At 25.5% G+C, this 294-nt stretch carries 1 pseudogene; it reads left to right on the top strand.

The features are described from left to right. Nucleotides 1–55: 55 nt before the first annotated feature. A pseudogene (locus tag ACQRD5_RS17335) lies at nucleotides 56–294 on the top strand (IS110 family transposase); the annotation flags it as partial.

The following is a 294-nucleotide window of genomic DNA, read 5'->3' as shown; positions in this document are numbered from 1 at the left end:
TCCAACACCACAAGCTATTTTAAGTGCACCTAAAGATTTAATAATTAATATCTTAATGGAAAAATCTAAAAAGGGACTTATATGGTCTGAAAAGGTATATTCAAATCTTATTAATTATGCAAATGAAGCTACAATTATTGGGCTACCGCTACACGGATTTTCTGTTAAAATAACTAGCACAATAAAAATTATAAAAACTCTTGAAGCAGAAATTAAAAATCTACTTGAACAAATAGAATCTTTAATTAATTCTCCTAATTTTTCTGAACAAATCAGAAATAATATAGAATTTAT

Origin of the sequence: Clostridium sp. SGI.024 (assembly GCF_050315195.1) — a bacterium.
Lineage (GTDB): Bacteria > Bacillota > Clostridia > Clostridiales > Clostridiaceae > Clostridium.
Note: the sequence above shows the minus strand (reverse complement) of the source record. Positions and strands in the feature narration are given on the sequence as shown.